This window comes from Acerihabitans sp. TG2 (assembly GCF_035013185.1).
Taxonomy (GTDB): domain Bacteria; phylum Pseudomonadota; class Gammaproteobacteria; order Enterobacterales; family Enterobacteriaceae; genus Acerihabitans.
Map to the genome: position 1 here is coordinate 1 of NZ_JAYGJO010000049.1, position 13,605 is coordinate 13,605.

Annotated in this window: 21 protein-coding genes and 1 pseudogene; 3 read left to right on the top strand and 19 right to left on the bottom strand. The window is 50.5% G+C overall.

From position 1 onward, the window contains the following. The 3 genes and pseudogenes from SJI19_RS23585 to SJI19_RS23595 all read right to left on the bottom strand — a co-directional run. Positions 1 to 129, bottom strand: a pseudogene (locus tag SJI19_RS23585) (phage tail assembly protein); the annotation flags it as partial. Positions 130 to 202: 73 nt separating this feature from the next. After that, on the bottom strand, positions 203 to 718 hold the full coding sequence (locus tag SJI19_RS23590; protein WP_323476817.1) for a phage major tail tube protein: 516 nt from the start codon (positions 716 to 718) through the stop codon (positions 203 to 205). Positions 719 to 727: 9 nt separating this feature from the next. Beyond that, the gene (locus SJI19_RS23595) at positions 728 to 1,897 is read right to left on the bottom strand and encodes a phage tail sheath protein (RefSeq protein WP_323480689.1); all 1,170 of its coding nucleotides are present in this window, start codon (positions 1,895 to 1,897) and stop codon (positions 728 to 730) included. 183 nt (positions 1,898 to 2,080) lie between these two features. On the opposite strand from SJI19_RS23595, the gene SJI19_RS23600 reads away from it, so the two are divergent. After that, positions 2,081 to 2,809, top strand: a complete 729-nt coding sequence (locus SJI19_RS23600) for a hypothetical protein (RefSeq protein ID WP_323480690.1) — start codon at positions 2,081 to 2,083, stop codon at positions 2,807 to 2,809. A gap of 215 nt (positions 2,810 to 3,024) precedes the next feature. Here the strand turns inward: SJI19_RS23600 and SJI19_RS23605 are convergent, their stop codons facing one another. From SJI19_RS23605 to SJI19_RS23630, 6 genes are read right to left on the bottom strand one after another with little or no spacing between them, the layout of a single operon-like run. Continuing rightward, positions 3,025 to 3,408 carry a tail fiber assembly protein gene (locus SJI19_RS23605; protein ID WP_323480691.1) on the bottom strand — a complete coding sequence of 128 codons (384 nt, stop codon included), beginning with the start codon at positions 3,406 to 3,408 and terminating at the stop codon, positions 3,025 to 3,027. Continuing rightward, positions 3,408 to 4,382 carry a phage tail protein gene (locus SJI19_RS23610; protein ID WP_323480692.1) on the bottom strand — a complete coding sequence of 325 codons (975 nt, stop codon included), beginning with the start codon at positions 4,380 to 4,382 and terminating at the stop codon, positions 3,408 to 3,410. Before SJI19_RS23610 ends, SJI19_RS23605 begins: the two co-directional genes overlap by 1 nt. Beyond that, positions 4,379 to 4,987 carry a phage tail protein I gene (locus tag SJI19_RS23615; RefSeq protein WP_323480693.1) on the bottom strand — a complete coding sequence of 203 codons (609 nt, stop codon included), beginning with the start codon at positions 4,985 to 4,987 and terminating at the stop codon, positions 4,379 to 4,381. The genes SJI19_RS23610 and SJI19_RS23615 overlap by 4 nt, the downstream gene beginning before the upstream one ends. Beyond that, positions 4,980 to 5,888, bottom strand: a complete 909-nt coding sequence (locus tag SJI19_RS23620; protein ID WP_323480694.1) for a baseplate assembly protein — start codon at positions 5,886 to 5,888, stop codon at positions 4,980 to 4,982. The genes SJI19_RS23615 and SJI19_RS23620 overlap by 8 nt, the downstream gene beginning before the upstream one ends. A gap of 4 nt (positions 5,889 to 5,892) precedes the next feature. Continuing rightward, complete coding sequence (locus tag SJI19_RS23625; RefSeq protein ID WP_323480695.1) at positions 5,893 to 6,243, bottom strand: GPW/gp25 family protein; 351 nt, start codon at positions 6,241 to 6,243, stop codon at positions 5,893 to 5,895. Next, positions 6,240 to 6,881 carry a phage baseplate assembly protein V gene (locus tag SJI19_RS23630; protein ID WP_323480705.1) on the bottom strand — a complete coding sequence of 214 codons (642 nt, stop codon included), beginning with the start codon at positions 6,879 to 6,881 and terminating at the stop codon, positions 6,240 to 6,242. The genes SJI19_RS23625 and SJI19_RS23630 overlap by 4 nt, the downstream gene beginning before the upstream one ends. A 158-nt stretch (positions 6,882 to 7,039) precedes the next feature. Here SJI19_RS23630 and SJI19_RS23635 point away from each other — a divergent pair, with 158 nt between their 5' ends. Then, positions 7,040 to 8,293, top strand: a complete 1,254-nt coding sequence (locus SJI19_RS23635) for a hypothetical protein (RefSeq protein WP_323480696.1) — start codon at positions 7,040 to 7,042, stop codon at positions 8,291 to 8,293. Continuing rightward, positions 8,290 to 9,330 carry a hypothetical protein gene (locus SJI19_RS23640; RefSeq protein ID WP_323480697.1) on the top strand — a complete coding sequence of 347 codons (1,041 nt, stop codon included), beginning with the start codon at positions 8,290 to 8,292 and terminating at the stop codon, positions 9,328 to 9,330. The genes SJI19_RS23635 and SJI19_RS23640 overlap by 4 nt, the downstream gene beginning before the upstream one ends. Before the next feature lie 44 nt (positions 9,331 to 9,374). On the opposite strand, the gene SJI19_RS23645 is transcribed toward SJI19_RS23640, so the two are convergent. The 10 genes from SJI19_RS23645 to SJI19_RS23690 form a co-directional block, all read right to left on the bottom strand. Beyond that, positions 9,375 to 9,833 carry a phage virion morphogenesis protein gene (locus tag SJI19_RS23645; RefSeq protein WP_323480698.1) on the bottom strand — a complete coding sequence of 153 codons (459 nt, stop codon included), beginning with the start codon at positions 9,831 to 9,833 and terminating at the stop codon, positions 9,375 to 9,377. 1 nt (position 9,834) lies between these two features. Beyond that, positions 9,835 to 10,293, bottom strand: a complete 459-nt coding sequence (locus SJI19_RS23650) for a phage tail protein (protein WP_323480706.1) — start codon at positions 10,291 to 10,293, stop codon at positions 9,835 to 9,837. Next, positions 10,226 to 10,504, bottom strand: coding sequence for an Rz1-like lysis system protein LysC (lysC, locus tag SJI19_RS23655; RefSeq protein WP_323480707.1), 279 nt, complete (start codon positions 10,502 to 10,504; stop codon positions 10,226 to 10,228). The genes SJI19_RS23650 and lysC overlap by 68 nt, the downstream gene beginning before the upstream one ends. After that, positions 10,389 to 10,814 (bottom strand): Rz-like lysis system protein LysB, encoded by a 426-nt coding sequence (lysB, locus tag SJI19_RS23660; RefSeq protein WP_323480699.1) that lies wholly within the window; start codon positions 10,812 to 10,814, stop codon positions 10,389 to 10,391. Before lysB ends, lysC begins: the two co-directional genes overlap by 116 nt. Before the next feature lies 1 nt (position 10,815). Next, positions 10,816 to 11,328: a lysozyme gene (locus tag SJI19_RS23665; protein ID WP_323480700.1), complete on the bottom strand. Its 513-nt coding sequence runs from the start codon at positions 11,326 to 11,328 to the stop codon at positions 10,816 to 10,818. Then, positions 11,309 to 11,518 carry an HP1 family phage holin gene (locus SJI19_RS23670; RefSeq protein ID WP_323476804.1) on the bottom strand — a complete coding sequence of 70 codons (210 nt, stop codon included), beginning with the start codon at positions 11,516 to 11,518 and terminating at the stop codon, positions 11,309 to 11,311. The genes SJI19_RS23665 and SJI19_RS23670 overlap by 20 nt, the downstream gene beginning before the upstream one ends. Positions 11,519 to 11,521: 3 nt before the next feature. Then, positions 11,522 to 11,725 carry a tail protein X gene (locus SJI19_RS23675; RefSeq protein ID WP_323480701.1) on the bottom strand — a complete coding sequence of 68 codons (204 nt, stop codon included), beginning with the start codon at positions 11,723 to 11,725 and terminating at the stop codon, positions 11,522 to 11,524. Further along, positions 11,725 to 12,198: a head completion/stabilization protein gene (locus SJI19_RS23680; RefSeq protein WP_323480702.1), complete on the bottom strand. Its 474-nt coding sequence runs from the start codon at positions 12,196 to 12,198 to the stop codon at positions 11,725 to 11,727. The genes SJI19_RS23675 and SJI19_RS23680 overlap by 1 nt, the downstream gene beginning before the upstream one ends. 96 nt (positions 12,199 to 12,294) lie before the next feature. After that, positions 12,295 to 12,957 (bottom strand): terminase endonuclease subunit, encoded by a 663-nt coding sequence (locus tag SJI19_RS23685; RefSeq protein WP_323480703.1) that lies wholly within the window; start codon positions 12,955 to 12,957, stop codon positions 12,295 to 12,297. Positions 12,958 to 12,960: 3 nt separating this feature from the next. Further along, positions 12,961 to 13,605 (bottom strand): P2 family phage major capsid protein (locus SJI19_RS23690; protein WP_323480704.1); only part of this gene is annotated, 645 nt, incomplete at its 5' end.

Consider the following 13,605-nt stretch of genomic DNA (forward strand, 5'->3'; position numbering starts at 1 on the left):
GTCGGCGTTGGCCACGTCGGCCAGGCGTACACCGCGCAGCGCGCCCGCGTTGGGTTTTAACACTTCCACTTCGGTGATCAGCGTCTCGCCGCGTTTAATGGGGGTGTCCAGTTCGACCAGGTTATTCATTATATTTATTTCCTATTTGAAGCGGGAATGCATGTCGTTTTATCGTTATTTGTCCGCGATAAACCGGGGAAAATTACAGGCCGATAGCCTGGCGATGTTCGGCCAGCCGATCGACGCCGTTAACGATCTCCACCAGGTTCACGGTGTCGATTTCAATCAGCACCTTGCCGCCGATAGTCAGCTTGTAATAGGTGCATTGGGTGGACACTTTGGTTTCGGTGTCCTCGCCTTGTTTGTAGTCGCCGGAATCAATTTCTTTATGGCGACCGCGCAAGACCACTTCGACGGCGGTCACTTCGCCGGTGTCGTCGCGTTGGAACGAACCGACAAAACGCAGCGGCACCGCGTTAACGCCTGCCGCGCCCCATTGGGTCAGCACCAGGTCGTCAATGCCGCCCATGGCCCATTCCAGCGACAGGGCGTCATCATCCAGGCCCAAATCCACCGGGGCGACGCCGTTCATGCCACCGCCGCGATAGTTCTCTAACTTGCGGGTCAGCTTCGGTAGGGTCATGGACGACACCACGCCCATATAACTGATACCGTCATTAAACAGATTGAGTAATTTCAATTTGCGGGGCAAAGCCATAAAAATTCCTTAACTGTTGATGGCAGAAGCAAAACTTGCCAGGTACTGGTCAGTGATGCGTTGGCGGAAGGTCAAATCTTCCAGCGGCGGCACCGGCGTGTAGTCGTAATCGATCAGCAGCTTACCTGCTTTGAGAGTGTCTTTATCGTTGGCGGTGGCGTCGTACCAGCAAGAGCCATCAATAATGTATCCGGCGGTTTTCAGCTCGCGGAACTTGGCATTCACACCCTCGATCATGTCGCGGACCAGCGTCGGCGTCATGGGTTTGTCCATCGCCCACAGGTGTGCTTCGGCCATGGTGTCCGCCAAAATCTGCGCGGTGCGGGTGTAGTTCTCAAAGGCAAACAGCGGGTCGTCGCTGCAGGTACGCGAACCCCAGAATTTAAAACCGTCCTTGCGAATAAGCGTGGTGACGCATGCCTGGTTTAACAGGTCGGCATCGGTGCCGGTGGTCTGCAGATCCCAATACACATGGGCAGAAATACCGGTGACGCCGTTCACGCCGACGTTGGACAGGGTTTTATGCCAGCCGGTATCGGTGTCAATCTTGGCGCGCAGCCCCAGGGCGTAAGCAGTGGCATACGCGGTATCGCTGGCCGAGGTGGTGGTATTCCAGGCCAGGAAGTCAGGCCAAATCAGCATCAGTTCGCGCTGGCTAAAGTTCTCCCGATACTTGATGGCCTCGGACACGGTTTTGCAGCCCCAGGCGCTGATATACCCCACCGCCCGCAATTGCTGGCAGACTGACGCCAGCGCGGTGGCCACTTCCAGATTATCCAGCCCCGGCACGCCAAGAATGCGCGGTTTTACGCCAGTCTCGCTTTGCGCGGCCAGTAGTGTGTTAAGGCCGGTATAACGTCCGTCGGCATCAACACCGCCGATAATATTGGAGGTGCTTTCGGCTTCGTCCTTGCCAGCGGCCACGCGCACCACCACCGTGACCGGTTTCACCTGGCTGGCGATGGCCATCAGCGAAGAATAGAGCGTGCCTTGTTTACCGGCTTTCCCGGCAGCGGTCAGTACATCGGTAATTAATACCGGGGTATTCAGGGGAAAGGTGATTGCGTCGGCATCTTCGGCGGTACACACCAGCCCGACGATGGCCGTGGAAACGGTGGAAATGGTGCGCGTGCCGTCGTTAATTTCCAGAACGCGCACGCCATGATGATAAGGGGACATAGGGAGAATCTCTTATTTGTATTTATGATAATAATAAAGGGTATTCTTAATGCTGGCATGAATTCATAGTTTGTTCTTCGTTGATACAACGAGATGATCATTAGATGTTTAATGCATCGGTGGAATCAAGTTTTTCGACATTAAGCCGATATAGTATGTACATTTCTAAATCGAGGTTTTTTTGTGCAAAGTAATAATTTTGAGGAAGGACTTATTGATGATATTTCGAAAATTGAATCTTATCCCGGATGGGATAAAAATAGTAAAATAGTCAAATTGTTGAAAATTTTCTTATCAATTCTATTGATAACATTGGGAATTTTATCTCTGGGCGTATTTTTTTTATGTGTTTTAGACTATTTTAGTCTAACGGGGCACAACTTTAAGGCATTGATGAAATATCCATTAATTTTCATAATTTTTACTTTATTTTTTATTTTATTGATATGTGTTTTTTTGTTTTCGTATCTTGTAATATCGTATTTAAAAAAAATAAATAATATAGAAATCGTTCATAATTATAATTCTATAGTTATTATAAGCCATAAAACAGAACGTCAAATAGACATTATGAAGTTGATTGTCAAGGTGAATTTAAATAAAGCAAATAATGAGGTAACTTATTTCACTCAGTTTGGCACTGTTTTTGCTTTTATTATGACCTTTACGGGTGCCTTTGTGAAAGCATTTGATAAAGCATTCGAAATATTATTTGAGTCATCATTCAATTTGATAGTAATTGCATTCATCATCATGTTTATGTCAATTTCTTTGCTGAATTTATATTTATTTAATTTTTATAAAAAACAACAAAGGAATAGCTCATATGCTTTATCTATTTTAGATGCTGCTATAAGCTATGCTAATATCAAACAAAAAGGCACATTTAAGATAAAAACGATTAAAGGGTAATATTAAAGTGATTGAGTATTCAATTACGTAGAAAAATCTTTATGTAACTTACTTATATTAATCATAAAGAATGCGTCATCTTTTTAAGGATGACATATTATCCAAAAATTAAATTTTTAACCTTATAAATTTGCACCTAATTCGGTGATCATCATAAGATAAACCCTCATGCTTGGAAAATGAAGGGCGCGCAGTAATTAATATCGGTTCCATTTTCAAGCAGGACTCTCCGGCCAATTGATATCGGACGCGTGGCTAACATCTACGCGGTTTACTGCAATGCGATATAATTTCCACGCCCTTAGATGATTTTCTTCTTTTTCGGTTGCTATATCAAAATCCACAGCATCCAGAAGAGGTGTGATAGCTAACTCAGCCATTTTACGTAAATGCTGTTGATGCCTTTTGGCGATTAAGATCTCTTCTTCATAAGTAAGTTCTGGTGGTTCACTAAGAAAGGGCTTATCCCCATCTAATGCTGTAATGATTTTTCCTTCCGATTGACCGAGCACAAGGCTTTCCCATTCGTTATGAGTTATTTCAATCGACTCATCAGAGAAGGGAGAAAAAGTAAATCCAATATTTTTCGTAAAATACATCAATAAGTTCCTATGCAAATATAATGAAATCCCAATAGATTTGAAGCATGATTCTCAATGTTTCTTGAGAAAAAACGGCATATCCCAGCGGAAACTGGTTGTGATGCAACAATGAAAATTCCGGCTCCGCCGTCATTGGCTAACATTACATAAGATGATGTTGGCATAGCTATTGGTAGCGTGAATTCTACTTTATAATCTCTGAAATTTAATCCCCCCGTTTTTCCGTGCAAAATGACAAGCTTGCCCATAATCTCAGTACGAGTACATATTCCTGGGAGAACAGTCGTTTTAATAATTTGCTGTGCGTTCGGTAACTGATCATCATCCTTGCCGACACTATATGTAGCCGCATCACCCAATCCTAGGTTGTTAAAAAGGTCATCAACGAGATCATTATCTTTAATTTCTGCTAATGCCTTGTCTATTTGCAGATATTGCATATGCGGGTTTGCATGATTGAGGTGCTCAGCCAGCTTTTTGTCAACATATTGTTTAACTTCAATGGCCGCCTTATCTACCGATAGGCGCGTGGCCAGCACCACCGTTGGGTCAATTTTTAGCGTCACCGCCTCGGTGTTATTGACGATTAAAATCATTCGTACGGTCTGGGTGCGTCCGCTGCCTTCCTGCAATCGTGGTTTATAGGTGTCCGGGCAGTTGGCGATGGCAATCAGTATGCCGTCGCTATCAAACAGGCCAATTTCCCGGATCCAGAAACCGCCCTCATTTTCGGGAATAATTTGCTCGGCAATGATCTGATTGGTGTTGGCCGCGTCCACCGACAGGGAATTTAACGGGGCGCGACGCTGCTCGCCGATCAGCTGGGTTTGCGCCGGGTCAGGCGTAGGCAAAGTGCCGCCGCCATCACCTACCGCCAGATGGGTTAATTTTAATTGGGTGCCTAATGCGGTGGCATTAGCCAGCTTGGCCGCACCTAGATTGGTTAGCAGGGCATAATATTTTGTGGTCATAAACTTACTCGCAGCGTGTCGATAAGATGCACCGCGCCGCCGGTATACTGCTGGCCGGCCACGGTAAGGGTTTCAGGGAAATAGGGGTACACGGTCAGCTCGTCGCCGTCATAGCTGGCCGCGCTGATTGAGGTCGTGCCGGATACGTCCAGGTTAATGGACAGGCCAATCAGGTGACGGCTCAATGGCTTGGCGTCGTCTATCAGGCGCTCCAGCTCGATATACATCTCATCGGTGATGCCGGTCTCCAGCACGCCGACGTCCAGGCGAAAGGTGCCGGGCGTTTCGTGGTTATGCCACCACTCCACCACCTTAATCAGGTAGCCGAGCGGCTCGACCACACGCCTCAGTGCGCCAATGGTGCCTTTGTGTTTATGGACATAAAACGAGGCGGACACCACAGCGCGTTTGGCCGCCTCTGTCCAGCCCTCATCCCAACGGTCAACCGAATAGGCCCAGGCCAGATAGGGCAGCAATGCCAGTGGGCAGGTGTTGGGGTTCCACAATTCCCGCAACGGCACATTGAGGTCGCCCAGATGCGCACAGGCTTCGGCGGCAGCCACTTCTAACGCACTGGAGCCGACCGGCAACAGGCGGCTACTCATCGGAACCACCTACGCTTAACCGGTAGCCGGTGCAATAGGCGGCCTTGGTTTTATCCAGCACCACGTCCAGCAACGGGGCGGCCAGCTCCACCCGCTGTACCCCTTCCACATGCAGCGCGGCATACAATGCTGATAAACGGATATCCCTGCCTAACCGGCGCTGTTCGCTGATAAAGGCAGTTAACCGGGCCTCGGAGGCGGCGCGTACTGGCTCCGCCTCCGGGCCGGGGTACAGGTATAGCGTGGCATCGAGGGTATAAGGCACGATGGTGGCGGACTGCACCGTCACCCGATCGGCCACCGGGCGCACGTCTTCATCGTTTAGCGCTTTTTCCACCACCGCCAGCAGGTCGGCGGGGGCGCTACCGTCACCCTCGCGTGATAACACGGTGATGGTGACGCAGGCCGGGGACGGACTCAACGCCGATGCATCCGCCACCCGACCGTCGGCGCTTAATGCGTGATATTCATAAGCGCCAGTCGGCCCGGCCACGCTTAGCCCCTCAAAAGCTTGCGGCGCACGCAAGCGCAAATCAATATCCGCCTCATACACGGCGGCCAGGGGCGGCACCACCGACTCATCGGCGGCCTGTACCGTCAGGCGCGAGACGTTAAAATTAGCCACCACCTGGTCGAGATCGGCCCCGTTGGCGTAGGCCACCATCACCGCCTGCGCCGCTTCATTGATCCGTTGGCGCAATAACAGCTCACGATAGGCGTTCTCTTCCAGCAGTTTAACGATGGGTTCAGACTCCAGCGTCAGGGTGCGGGCAATGGCCTCCTGTTGCTCTTCCGGGTACAGGGAAACCAGCGTGGCCTTGCGCTCGGTTAGCAGGCTTTCGTAGTCCAGCGCCTCAACAACCAGGGGCGCGGGTAATTGGCTTAGGTCGATGGTTGCCATGGGATCAACTCACTGGAATGGAAAGGGAAATATCGGCGGCCTGATTGACCGTTTTACCGGTCAACTCCACCACCATTTTGCCGTCATAGGTGGACGCAAAGGTGATGCCGGACAGGCTAATACGCGGCTCCCACTGGAGAATGGCGCTATAACACACCGCCATGATCTGCAAACGCAGCGCGGCGTTTTGCGGCTGGTCAATCAGCTCAGACAGCAGCGAACCATAAGCCCGGCGCATCGGGCGTGAGCCAATAGGCGTTATCAGGATATCGGCCACGCTTTGTTGAATATGCGCCAGGTCGGCCAGGGCGCGCCCGCTGTCGCGGTTCATGCCGAGGTAGGTTGTGCTACTCATACCGGGCCACCTGTTTGACTGGCGCCGGATTGCACATCCTTATGTTTATGGTTATGCACGATCACGCCGTTGGACGACAGCGCGCCACCGCTGTGGGTTAGGTTGCCGGTCATCGTGCCGCCTTGCTTAACGTCGAGGGTTTGGGTCGTCAGCCTATGGGTGCATACCACCTCGGGCGTATCTAGGGTGATGCGCGTCGAGGCAGTGCAGGTGATCAGCGGTGAGGTCACCGCCACGCTGTCGGCGGCGTTGACCGTGGCGGTTTTAATGCCGGTGGTCAGCAGCGCACCGGTCAGAGGTTCATACTCGATCACCGCGCCATCGGGGAAAACGATATGCACCGCATCAGCCGAGGCCGACGGTGCGGGAAAATCATCGGAAAATACGCCGGGCAAAACAAAGGCGGTATCCAGCTCACCACCGAGCGCCAGCAGAATTACCTGCTCGCCAACGGACGGCGCCCACCAGGTGCGGGTGCGTCCGGCGCGGGCGGTCAGCCAATGCAGCCAGTTGGTGGTGTTGTCGCCGGTCTCCACGCGGCACAGGCCGTTGTCCAGATCGACAGCGGCGACGGTGCCAATGCGGATTAGGTTGCGGAGGAGGCGGGTGATTGCAATTGTTTGATAAAATTTTTCCATGGACAATATGGTTACATTCAGTGCTGGAATCAAACAATCGCTTTAAACCGTTTGATAAATGAAACAACAAATGGTTTATTCATTATTAGCCAAATAACATATTCCCATTACAGTAATCCATTTATATTTAACAAAAAAACAATAACTTAGGGGGTGCTATGGAGAGTAAAGTTCATGGGGCATGGATCATACATCATGCCAAAAAAGTTCAAACTACCACTAGTCAGGATTTTGATTCGATCAGTTTTGCAGGAAAGTGTGGGGCATTGCTTTCGGCAATCTCCTCTGATTCTCAAGAGCAGTTAAACAATAAAAGACTTGATGCTTTAGCGAAGGCTAACTTCATTAGTCCCAAAACTGAATTGCCCTCGATAATTACCGAGCTTGAACGCCAAAGGTTAATTTCAAAAGGTAAACATGCGATTGAAGTCTTAGGTTTAACCGGACAAACAATCCTGGAACATACATCAACAATATTTAATGAAACCCCACATGAACCGTACGAAGATGCAGTAATAGGAATTTCTGAAATCGCGTCAGAATTGCCAATTACTGACACCAAAGCAAGAGAGTATATTTCTGATACCTATAAAATACCAAGCTCCATTGTGCAAATGACACTATTAATGGGCCAGGGTTTAAATTTTTTTGATTCAGAACAAATATCCAAGGATGAGAAGTTAATTTTCAATGGTAATTTATTTAGAAAAAAAGACGCTAAGAAAGTAAATGCTGTTATTAGCTCGCTAAATGCACCTGAAGGCAGACTTATAATTGAACTTAATCAAAAATTACAATCGACTGGTTGTATACCGTTAGATGCGGCAAAGAAAATATTGGGTGAAGATTTATTCAATAAATTACATTCTATTGGAATGGTTGATGTTAGTGTTGTCGGTAATGATGAGGGGAGAAGTTACTTTGTAACACGGCCAGCAGCTTTTTCAAAATTCAGTGATACCATTGCAGATGATGCATTAGATCTTGCTAAAGCTTTAGTCGCATCATTGACTTATGGTATGACTATCAGTAGCTATTACAGAGGGAAAATTCAATATATCTCATTACTAATGAATAAATTAATTAATGGTGGCGAGGTTGGCCCGGCGACAGCTATAGGGAGTGACTATCAGGCACTCGAAATGAAAGGTGTAGTACGAATTACCCCTACAGGAAATGGCCGTTTTACAATGAGGTTACTCAAAGCTGAAGTTGGTAAATTGGCCCTGTCAGTAATACAAAATGGTGACATTACTGCGGAATCTGTAATTAACATTCCTGGAGCAAAAGTTACTGAATTTTTAAATCCCGAGACTACAAGGGAATACATACGAAAAAATTGTACAGAAGCTGTTAAAATTCAAGCCAAAAACTTATTGGACGATATACGAGTAGGGGGGCTTGGTAAATGATTGAAAAATTATCTAAAGGCTATGCATCTGAAGAAATGCTGCGTAATTATTTTATTGGAATGGGCTATTATGTGGTTCGTGGCAGCAAGTTTACGTTTAATAAATTCGATGTGACAGATATTGATCTTTTTCTTTATGGTAAGGCATCACCATTAAACCGCGAAAGAATAAATGTTGATATAAAGAATAAAAGAACTCCTCAGGCCATTGAACGTATATTTTGGGCTAAGGGTTTACAGTCGGTTCTTAATCTAGATGGATGTATAGTAGTAACTAGTGAAAATAGACCTGATGTGCGTGAGTTTGGATTAAAACATCATGTACATGTACTTGATGGTAAATTTTTGGCCAAGCTATTTAAAAGTGAAAAATCACAGCTAAAAAGAATAACAGAAGAGGATTTAAATCAATCATTTGAAAAATTCTCCAATGGAAAAATAGGTGGTGATTGGAAAGGTCGAATAGAAAAAAATAAATCAAGGTTGCTTGATTCATTAAATTTTGATAGTTGTAATTTACTCATAAAAGAATTGAGTTATTTCTTTGATTGCGCAATATCATTATCTAAACAATCTCCTGAATTACCGACAGTATGGAGAGCAATTTATACATTATTATCTTATTTATTGATTTCATTAGATTTTATTTTAAGCGAGCATCTCACGTCTGAGCAGGAGCAAAGAAGGCAACTGCTAGTAACGGGTTTCAGATATGGCAATTCTGGCAAATTTTTCACAGAGCGCGTTGGGAAAATGGCTTCGGCTTTAGCAGGAAGCTTTATTACTCAGCCTGGTATATCTGAAACAATAGAGGGAGAGCTGAAATTACAATCAGAAACAATTAAAGCAGAGATCTTGGCCGATTACTTTAGTAAAACAAATGTCAGTAATTATATATTTGATTGTGCTCGCGAGCTTGATTCATTAGCTTACAACGTTGACTCCATCGCTCCGACAGCTATCTCTACCGCTGCTCAAGCTGTTTTAGGAGTGTTGTGCGATTTTCTAGGATTCGATCGCAAATTGATTATCACATAACCCTATGGAGCATTGAGAATTTATTCTTGATGCTCCATTTATTTTCAATAAAGTAAATCGTATAAATTATCAGTTATCAATGAATTTACTCTTGATTGGTCGTCTTTATTTAAGCCCATTAACTGACGCTCGGTATATTGGATATCTACTCCTTTTGATGACGGCCTATCCCTCAATCCATAATGATGCACCCGCGCCATCCTTTGCACCCGCCCTGTAAACTCCACTACCGCGCTGTTGCTATCGCCTTTGGCTTTCATATAACGATTGGTGCGCAGCTTGCTGAACATCTCCCGTTTTACCCGGCCTTGTTTCTTACGCAGCGGTTGCGCCTTGCGCGGCACATAAGGTGTGCCGTCCGGTGCCTTCTGGCGTTTGATGCGCTGTTGCTGGCTGGTACGCAGCTTTTTAGCAATGGTGACCGCCATGGTTTTACGGGCCTGCGGACTAAGTGCGGCAATCAGTCCTTCTAGGCGTTGGTCGAACTGCTCTAACTCATTCATATTATCCGCTTATCCGTTCGTTATTAGCATACAGCACCGCCGGTCGGGTAATGGCCTCCGGCATGGGCGGTTCCGGTACATGGTCAACGTGCAACGCGCCGTTTTGTTCTTTAACGATCACCCGTTCGGTGAGCTGCAAATCAATACTGATATCGCTTAGCGTGTCGCTTAACACGTCCACCTTAAAGGTAAAGCCAGTTTGGCGTTTATGCTCGGTGGCCATAATGTCGGGCTGGTTTTCCCGTAGCCAGGCCAGCACCGGCACCATGATAAGATCCGCATCCCCGGCGTAGTCGGTGATCACCAGGTTAAGCTGGTACTGATATTCAAACGACAGCGACGCGGCCAGGGTCGAGACCACGCGCCCGTTGTCGATAAACAGGTGCAGGTTATCAGGGTTGTTTTGCAGCAACGGCACGCTGGCCGTTAATGCCTGGCGCAGTTGCGCGGGTTTCAGCATCATGTTGTTCCTGGCATTGTTTAACGGCGTCCACCTGGAGGCCACAGGTGGCCAGGGCGGATTCGAGTTGACGGATATCAGCGCTTAAATCGCCGTTACTTTTTGGCTGGCTGCCCGGCATTGGGCAACGGCTCACTCTCGGACAGCCAACGTAAATAATCTGCGGCGCTGGCGAAGGCGGGGCGTTGGTGCAGCCGGATAGCAGCGTCAGGCAAAGCAGTGTCATACCAATTGCGCAGGGTTTGGTTTTCATTGAGCAGTCCTTGGATCCGTTGTTCGCGGTTTTGCGCCAGGCGTCCGGCAGCGGTCAGAGATTGGCGCAGGGCCAGTTCGGCCTGGGCCTGGTCTAACGCCTCGTGTTGCAGGCGGGCGATCGCCGTATCGCGGCTTTCGATACCCGCCGCCAGGGTGCCGTTTATGCGGGTCTGTTGAGCCAGGTCGTCGTTGAGCGTGGCGGCGTACCACAGCAGCCCGGCGATGGCGATCGCCGCCGCCAGAAGTAAAACCATCATCAGGCGCATATCAGGCTCCACTTAGGCATAAGGCCATTTCTGCTTTGCGGCGGCGTTCGACGCCCGCCGATCGCACACCGTTAACAAATACCCAGCGGTTTAACTGGTGACAGGCATCAGACCAGCGGGATTTATTGATAAAAAACGCCAGCGTGGAGCCACAGGCAGCGCGCACGCCGACGTTAAAGGCAAACGCCACCACCGCATCAAATACCGCCTGCGGCATTAGGCTGACCGTCATACAGCGGGTTATGCCGGTCTCCACCCGCTGCACATCGGCCACCAGGTTAACCGCCGCCTGGCGTTCGGTAATGGGGCGGGTAGCCTTTACCCCTTCGGTGTGGCCGACACCGTTAGTCCAGACGCCGGCGCTGCACTGGTAGGGTGATAACTGACAGCCTTCAAAATCCGCGATCAGCCTTAACCCAGCCTGGGAGGTATGCAGGGTTTTGGATTGCGGCAGCAGCGCGGCCAGTGCCAGAATAGCGGCGGCCGCACAGCGTTTAACGGTTGAGTTCGTCATACACCTCCCGGCGCAGCCCGTTGCGGGCCAATAGCTGATAACTTTTGCGCCGGTAATACCAGTTCACTAAAAAGGTGCCGACGCCCACCGCTGCGCCGACCATAAACGCCACATCCTGCGGTGACATGCGCCCCAGCCAGGCCAGGAACACGGCAACGCAATAGGCAAACGCCGAGGTGATCCGCTCCATATTTCAATCCCATAAATTAAGGCTTTCAATAACCGCTGCGTCGGGGATGTCGGGCAGTTCCAGAGTGGTGCCGTGGGGCAGCATGGCCCCCAGGTCGGCCAGCCGGGGGTTGACAGCCAATACCTGCTCGACCACGCCCTGAGTGCGCCCGTAATAACGCCAGCAAATGGCGTCTACCGTATCCCCTTGCAGCGCGTAGATTTGCATTACAACAGCCCGATGATGCAGTGCCGTTTACCGGCCACGTTGCTGATACTGATACGCGCATCACGCCACAGCTCATCAATGCGGCTTTCCACTTCGTCGGCCTTTTTGCCGCCGTTGGCGCTGGCGTCGTAGCCGCGATAACGTTCGGCCAGGCTGGCGGCAGTGATGGCACTAACCGCGCGTCGGTACTCGGACAGCTTGAGGCTTTCCCCGTCAATCTGGTCGGCGGGCACCTCGGCCAGGGTGGCAAATCCCAGGGCCATTTGATCTCTGCGGTACTCCCACAGTTCGGTGTTGACCTCGGCGATGGCGCTTTTTATGGCATGGCGTAGGCGCAGCGGCGTAATGGTGCCTTCATAACGCAGAATGGCGCGCATCAAAGCCGGGTCAACGGCAGGCCAGAAAAAGGTGTTTTGGATTAGCGGCTCGTCCTCGACTTCCGGGCGCGGCGCGGGTATCACCAGTGACGACATAAATCCCTCTAAATAGGTGGGCGGTGGACGACAGGCGTAGCTCAGTCCCGAGGGGAAAGCGCGGCCAGTCGTGCCGCCCGGCGCGGGGCGCGTTCGTTAAGCCGACGGGATGGCGTTGCGCAAAAGCCTGTCCAGCCGCTCGATATCCTTGATAACGCCGCAGCGGCTATGCAGCTGTAACGCCCGTTTTAAATGGTCTAACGCCCGTTCAGCCTTGCCCGTATCACGCAACACGTAGCCGATGATTTTGTGCAGCTTGGCGCGTACCTGGTCAGGCATGTCCTCGCTGTCGGTTAGCTCCAGTGTCATCAGCAGATGATCAACATTGACCGGCTCGCCCGACGTGTGGGCACGAATGGCCGCCTCGGCGACGTCTTCGGCCAACAGGTAAGGCGTGGGGCGGGTGAAGGTGTCCGGCGTGGCCAGCTTGTAGCGCAGGGCGTAGCGCGCAATCTCCAGCGCACCGGGAATATCCCCCGCATCCAGTCGCCAAATCATCACGGTCATTAGGATGGTGTCCTGGGCTCCGCGTCCCTCGGCCAATACCCCAGCCACCCAGGGCGCATAGTCCGGCAGCAACTGGCGTTTTAGCTCGGCCTTGCGCTCCTGGGAGCGCACCTGTTTAAGTTTGCGTTTGTCCTCGTTAAGCTTGAGCAACATCAGCTCGTAGCCGGTGGCATGGCGCAGCGGGTTATCCCCCCGCTGCGCAGCCTCGATGGCGTGCTGGCGCAGCACATGACGGCGGGCAGGGCTTAGCATGGCTTAGGCTCCAGTGCCGGTGGTGGCAGCGGCCAGATCCGCTGCTCGAACCGCTGCCACGGTAGCGGTGGCCAGGGCGTTGTAGTCAAACACCGTGGCGGGTTTGGCAGGCTCTGGCTCCTTTTCTTTTTCCTTCGGGTCGAGCATCTCGATATTTTCAATCAGCCCACCGCAGGCGTAATCCTCGATCACAAAGTCCTCGTTAATTGACTCGTAGTTTTCGATGCGATCGCGTTTGGCCACCTCGTCAATCAGGCGACGGTGGGTGTCTTCCTGCCAGTAGATAGACAGATTATCCAGGCGGGTGATCATCAGCGCATTAGGCGGGAAGTACGGCACGCGCACCGCTGGCAGGTTGCCGATGCGTTTCTGGCTCACAATCAGGTCGGCGGCCAGGGTTTCGGTGTTGGGTTGGGTTTGGTTAACCAGGGGGAAATACTTATCCGCCAGCAGTTGGCGACCACAGATCACCACCAGTTCCGGGTCTTCCTGATACCAGGGGGCGATCAGCTGCGTGGTGGCGTCCATCACCAGGGCGTCAAGGTTGGCATAATCCCAGCCTTCGCCGACGCGGATAGTCGGCGAAATGACCGTACCATCATTCGCGGTCACGGCACTCATCACCCGGGCCGGGGCGTTGTCGCGGTA

Coding starts and splice junctions, on each gene's coding strand:
- SJI19_RS23620 (WP_323480694.1), bottom strand. CDS start 5,888: ATGGCAACCATCGACCTAAGCCAATTACCCGCGCCCCTGGTTGTTGAG.
- SJI19_RS23590 (WP_323476817.1), bottom strand. CDS start 718: ATGGCTTTGCCCCGCAAATTGAAATTACTCAATCTGTTTAATGACGGT.
- SJI19_RS23665 (WP_323480700.1), bottom strand. CDS start 11,328: ATGACGAACTCAACCGTTAAACGCTGTGCGGCCGCCGCTATTCTGGCA.
- SJI19_RS23680 (WP_323480702.1), bottom strand. CDS start 12,198: ATGTCGTCACTGGTGATACCCGCGCCGCGCCCGGAAGTCGAGGACGAG.
- SJI19_RS23610 (WP_323480692.1), bottom strand. CDS start 4,382: ATGACCACAAAATATTATGCCCTGCTAACCAATCTAGGTGCGGCCAAG.
- SJI19_RS23675 (WP_323480701.1), bottom strand. CDS start 11,725: ATGCAAATCTACGCGCTGCAAGGGGATACGGTAGACGCCATTTGCTGG.
- SJI19_RS23615 (WP_323480693.1), bottom strand. CDS start 4,987: ATGAGTAGCCGCCTGTTGCCGGTCGGCTCCAGTGCGTTAGAAGTGGCT.
- SJI19_RS23635 (WP_323480696.1), top strand. CDS start 7,040: ATGGAGAGTAAAGTTCATGGGGCATGGATCATACATCATGCCAAAAAA.
- SJI19_RS23645 (WP_323480698.1), bottom strand. CDS start 9,833: ATGAATGAGTTAGAGCAGTTCGACCAACGCCTAGAAGGACTGATTGCC.
- SJI19_RS23670 (WP_323476804.1), bottom strand. CDS start 11,518: ATGGAGCGGATCACCTCGGCGTTTGCCTATTGCGTTGCCGTGTTCCTG.
- SJI19_RS23630 (WP_323480705.1), bottom strand. CDS start 6,881: ATGGAAAAATTTTATCAAACAATTGCAATCACCCGCCTCCTCCGCAAC.
- SJI19_RS23685 (WP_323480703.1), bottom strand. CDS start 12,957: ATGCTAAGCCCTGCCCGCCGTCATGTGCTGCGCCAGCACGCCATCGAG.
- SJI19_RS23605 (WP_323480691.1), bottom strand. CDS start 3,408: ATGTATTTTACGAAAAATATTGGATTTACTTTTTCTCCCTTCTCTGAT.
- SJI19_RS23595 (WP_323480689.1), bottom strand. CDS start 1,897: ATGTCCCCTTATCATCATGGCGTGCGCGTTCTGGAAATTAACGACGGC.
- SJI19_RS23640 (WP_323480697.1), top strand. CDS start 8,290: ATGATTGAAAAATTATCTAAAGGCTATGCATCTGAAGAAATGCTGCGT.
- lysB (WP_323480699.1), bottom strand. CDS start 10,814: ATGCGCCTGATGATGGTTTTACTTCTGGCGGCGGCGATCGCCATCGCC.
- SJI19_RS23650 (WP_323480706.1), bottom strand. CDS start 10,293: ATGCTGAAACCCGCGCAACTGCGCCAGGCATTAACGGCCAGCGTGCCG.
- SJI19_RS23625 (WP_323480695.1), bottom strand. CDS start 6,243: ATGAGTAGCACAACCTACCTCGGCATGAACCGCGACAGCGGGCGCGCC.